Genomic DNA, 4,976 nt, shown 5'->3' on the forward strand with positions numbered 1-4,976 from the left:
CAGCTTGCCGAATTTCGTCCCGTGCTCTTCTGCAATTCGGGATGTGACGGCTTCAAGCTCATCACGCGTCCAGCTAGCATTTTGCAACTGCGGCGTCAACGATTGCAGTATGCCACGGGATACCGTATCCAGTTGCTTAGCGGCGTTCTCTTCGATCTCAAGCGGTCGAGATGCCAGAACAAAGTGTGCCTTTTCAATCAGTTCTGGAAAGGTGCGCGCACGCTCCTTGAGGCAATACATCGCACGAAAGATACCATCAGCCTGCTCTTCCGTAAGGGAAGGCAACCCTGCCGCGTCCAGATAAGTCGCCAATTCATGCAGCAGTGCAGCATCCTCCGCCACGGCAATGTGCTGCCCGCTCAGATTCTCGAGTTTCTTGAAATCGAACCGGGCGGGCGATTTGCCGATCCCGCTCAGATCGAACCACTCTTTTGCCTGATCATCGGTAAAGAATTCGTCATCGCCGTGGCTCCATCCCAGACGCGCAAGGTAGTTGCGCATTCCCGCCGCCGGATAGCCCATGGCCTGATATTCTTCGACGCCGAGGGCGCCATGGCGTTTGGACAGTTTCTTACCGTCCGGTCCATGGATCAGCGGGATATGCGCCCAGACCGGGATGTCCCAGCCCATCGCCGTGTAGATGCCCATCTGACGCGCGGCGTTATTGAGGTGGTCATCCCCCCGGATCACATGGGTCACACCCATATCATGGTCATCAACAACAACGGCCAGCATGTAGACCGGTGTGCCGTCCGATCGTAACAGGACCATGTCATCCAACTGGTCGTTGCGGATCGTGACATCGCCCTGCACCTGATCGCGGATCACGGTTGTGCCTTCGATCGGTGTTTTCAGCCGGATCACAAAAGGCGCATCGGGATGCGTCGCCGGATCGGCATCGCGCCAGGGGCTTTGGAACAGGGTCGATTTGCCCTCGGCCCGCGCCGCTTCACGGAAGGCCTCGATTTCGTCCTGGGTCGAAAAACACTTGTACGCCGAGCCTTTGGCCAGAAGCTCATGCGCGACCTCCGCATGGCGGTCTGCACCGGCGGCCTGGCTCAACACCTCACCGTCATGATCCAGACCAAGCCAGTCCAGCCCCTTGAGAATCGCCGCCGTCGCCTCGGGCGTCGACCGGGCGCGGTCGGTGTCCTCGATCCGCAGCAGGAACTTGCCGCCCCGTCCGCGTGCAAAAAGCCAGTTGAACAGCGCCGTACGCGCCCCGCCGATATGCAGGTAGCCGGTGGGGGAAGGGGCGAAACGGGTGACGATCTGGCCGGACATTGGGCGCATTTACCTTTCGATAACTGTCTTGGGGATAGCTAAAGGCTCTCTTAACCAGCACCATCCACGGGGGCAAGTATGGCGCGGGTCCGGGATGTGATCCCAGACATGCTTCTGGCGCAGCGCGGCACGCTGTTTCCCTTTGTTCCCGTGTGCCTCGGCATCGGGATTGGCCTCTATTTCGCTCTGCGCGTCGAACCTCCCGTTCAGGTGCTGGCCGGTTTGGCGGTCGCGGGTCTGCTCCTTTTGGTCTGGCACATGCGCATCAGGTTTGCCTTCGCGCCGTTGGTCTGTGCCGTGGCGATGGTGACTTTGGGCGTGGCGCTTGCCGGAGCGCGGGCGCATCTGGTGGCGGGGCCGGTGATCGACTGGCGCTACTACGGCCCGGTGACGGGCAGGGTGGTCGACATCGACCGGTCCGCGTCGGACGCTCTGCGCATCACGCTGGACCATGTCTGGCTGTCCAATGTGCCGCTCTCCGAAACGCCAACCCGCGTCCGCCTGTCGCTCCACGGCGACATCGCCGGAGTATCACCGGAACCTGGCCAGACCATCAGCACCACCGCCCATCTTGGCCCACCCGGCGGCGCTGTCGAACCCGGAGGCTTCGATTTCCGTCGCCACGCATGGTTTCTCCGTTTGGGGGCGGTCGGCTATACCCGCGTTCCATTGGTTCTGTGGGAAGAGGCAGGGCGGGATCGGTTCACCTTCCAAACCCGAATGGCGATCTCTGCCCGCGTGCAAACCGCGTTGCCGGGCGCCACAGGTGCCTTTGCGACGGCGATCATCACAGGAGACCGCAGTGCCATTCCGCAGCCGGTGCTGCAAGCCTTGCGCGACACCAACCTGGCCCATCTGCTGGCCATTTCCGGCCTGCATATGGGGCTCGTCAGCGCCTTTGCCTTTGCCGTTCTGCGGCTTTGCCTGTTGATGACGCCCATCGGTTTGCGCTGGCCGATCAAGAAGATCGCGGCGGCAGGTGCTTTGGGGGTGGCAGCGGTCTATCTTGCGCTGTCTGGCGGAAATGTCGCCACGGAACGCGCCTTTATAATGGTGGCCGTGATGCTGCTGGCGATCATGGTCGACCGCCGCGCGATCTCGCTTCGGGCCGTGGCCTTGGCAGCTTTAATCGTGCTTGCCTTGCGTCCTGAAGCGATGATCGGGCCGGGGTTTCAGATGTCTTTTGCCGCCACAACCGCTCTTGTCGCGGTCTTTGGCGCGATCCGGGACAGCGCCCATGACCTGCCGCGCCATAAAATCTTGCGCGGCATTGCTTCGGTTGTCATGTCCTCGGCTGTGGCCGGGGCGGCCACGGCACCTTTTGCCATGGCGCATTTCAACCAGATTGCGCAGTACGGTTTGCTGGCGAACCTCATGACCGTTCCTTTGATGGGGCTCCTGGTGATCCCCGCTGCGGTCTTGGGCATCTTGTTGATGCCCTTCGGGCTCGAGGCAATCGGGCTGATCCCCATGGGGCTGGGCCTGGACTGGATTCTCTATATCGCGCAGTCGCTTGCCCTTTGGGACGGTGCGGTTCGGCCGGTGATGACACCCGGTCCCGCCGTTTTGCCGCTCATCACGCTTGGCGGGCTGTTTGTCGTCCTGTGGCAAGGCAGGCTGCGTTTGCTGGGCCTGACGCCCGTCTGCATCGCGGTTCTCATTTGGATGAACGCCGAACGTCCGCCCATTCTGGTTGCCGAAGGCGGCGCGCTTGTCGGTGTGATGACAGAGCAGGGACGCGCAGTGTCACGCGCCACGGGCGCTGGTTTCATTGCCGAGGTCTGGTTGGAAAATGACGGTCAGGGATTGGATCAACCCACCGCTGCGGCCCTTTGGAACGACCAAATACCGCTGGTTCAACACATCTACGGAAAACGCGCGGCAGCGACCTATCAAGGCTGCTCTGATGGCAGACTGGTCGTCGCCAGCGCAGAATTGCCGGAGATGCCGCAAGTCCCGAACTGCACCGTGCTTGATGCCCGCGCTCTCAAGGGATTGGGCAGCCTGTCCATCACCCGACGTGAGGATGGCCATTGGCAGATAGAAAAAGCGCGCGACAGGACAGGCGCGCGCCTTTGGAATGATGCCGGTCTGCGACAGGCTCAGTAGGTGCGGATCAACCCGACCAGACGTCCCTGCACCTTGACCGCACCGACGGGCAGGATTCGCGGCTCGTAAGCCGGGTTTGCCGCCTCGAGAATGATGCTTTCGCCCTTGCGCTTGTAGCGCTTGAGCGTTGCCTCATATCCTTCGACCTGCGCCACCACGATGTCACCATTGTCGGCGCTCGATGTCTCGCGGATCACCACGACGTCGCCATCGTTGATCCCGGCCTCGATCATCGAATCGCCTTTGACTTCAAGCGCATAGTGGCGGCCATTGCCCGACAGCATCGCGCCCGGAACCGCAACCGACGGCGGCACGTCATTGATCGACTCGATGGGGACACCGGCCGCAATGCGCCCCATCAAGGGCAATTCCATCGCGTGGATTGCTTCGACACTCTGCGCATTCGGCGGCGGCGGTACATCCGGCAGGTCTCCATCAATCACCACTGGTGTGAAGCCCGGCTGTTTGGCCGCAAGTGTTTCAGGCAGTTTCACAATCTCGATCGCCCGCGCCCGATGCGCAAGACGCCGGATGAACCCACGTTCCTCCAACGCGCTGATCAGGCGGTGAATGCCTGATTTGGACCGCAAATCCAGTGCATCCTTCATTTCTTCAAAGCTTGGCGGCACACCGTCACGTGCCACGCGTTTGCTGATGAATTCCAGCAGGTCGAGTTGTTTCTTGGTCAGCATTTTCTGCCTCCGCTCGCATGATCCTCACTCTTTGTTCTACTGTTGTTCCTGTTTTGTGTCAAGAATCAGTAAACAAGGGTAAGCAGTCAGCGAAGAGGCAGATACTCCACGTGGTCTCCTACCGCCCGTGGCCCGTCCTTAGGGCTGCGGACAATCAGCGCGTCGGCCTGGCCCAGGATGCTCAGCAGCGAACTGTCCTGCGATCCGAAGGCGATCAACCCGCCATCCGTGACCCGGGCGCGCATATAGTGTTCCCGCGGTCCGTTCGCGGGCAAGGCCTCGGCCAGGACGCCAGATCGGCGTGGCGCAGCCTGTGCGGGCAGTCTCAGCATCGCTCGCACCACGGGGGCTACGAACACATGCCCACAGACCATCGCCGACACCGGATTGCCCGGCAGTCCGATCATCATGGCGTCGCCAAAGCGCCCTGCCATCAACGGCTTACCGGGGCGCATCGCAACCTTGTAGAAGCTTTGATCAAACCCAAGCTGCGGCGCAAGATTTGCCACCACGTCATGGTCGCCGACAGATGCGCCGCCAATGGTCACGATCAAATCCGCACCCTTGGCCAGATCGAAAGCGGTCCGCAAAGACGCCTCGTTGTCCCGCGCAATAGGGAGCAACCGCGGCTCCGCTCCCAGATCACGCATCAGCGCATGCAGGCCCAAAGTGTTGGATGCAATGATCTGATCGGGGCCGGGAGTCTCTCCCGGCATCACCAGCTCATCGCCTGTCGAGATCAGCGCCACGATAGGACGCCGTGTCACAGGCACGTCGGCGATGTTCATCGACGCCAGCAGCGCGATGTCATTCGGTCCTATCACGTGCCCGGCGCTGACAGTATCCCCGATCCGGAAATCGCCACCTGCAGGACGGATATGGTCATTGTCC

4 protein-coding genes are annotated in these 4,976 nt (G+C 61.4%); 1 reads left to right on the plus strand and 3 read right to left on the minus strand.

Annotation, left to right across the window (positions count from 1 at the left end; all coding sequences use genetic code 11):
* Positions 1-1,284: glutamate--tRNA ligase (gltX, locus tag JJ869_RS22005; protein WP_292270818.1), on the minus strand; the 1,284-nt coding region annotated here is incomplete at its 3' end.
* Between the two features lie 78 nt (positions 1,285-1,362).
* Between gltX and JJ869_RS22010 the strand changes: the two genes are divergently transcribed.
* Positions 1,363-3,393, plus strand: coding sequence for a ComEC/Rec2 family competence protein (locus JJ869_RS22010; RefSeq protein WP_292270820.1), 2,031 nt, complete (start codon positions 1,363-1,365; stop codon positions 3,391-3,393).
* Here JJ869_RS22010 and lexA read toward each other — a convergent pair.
* Positions 3,387-4,085 (minus strand): transcriptional repressor LexA, encoded by a 699-nt coding sequence (gene lexA / locus JJ869_RS22015; protein ID WP_292270822.1) that lies wholly within the window; start codon positions 4,083-4,085, stop codon positions 3,387-3,389. The genes JJ869_RS22010 and lexA overlap by 7 nt on opposite strands.
* An 86-nt stretch (positions 4,086-4,171) precedes the next feature.
* Positions 4,172-4,976 (minus strand): molybdopterin molybdotransferase MoeA (locus JJ869_RS22020; RefSeq protein WP_292270824.1); only part of this gene is annotated, 805 nt, incomplete at its 5' end.

The organism is Marivita sp. (genome assembly GCF_017643905.1).
In the GTDB taxonomy this organism is placed as follows: domain Bacteria; phylum Pseudomonadota; class Alphaproteobacteria; order Rhodobacterales; family Rhodobacteraceae; genus Marivita.

Bases quoted from the DNA above. Each gene is read 5' to 3' on its own strand.
- JJ869_RS22010 (WP_292270820.1), top strand. From the start codon at position 1,363: ATGGCGCGGGTCCGGGATGTGATCCCAGACATGCTTCTGGCGCAGCGC.
- lexA (WP_292270822.1), bottom strand. From the start codon at position 4,085: ATGCTGACCAAGAAACAACTCGACCTGCTGGAATTCATCAGCAAACGC.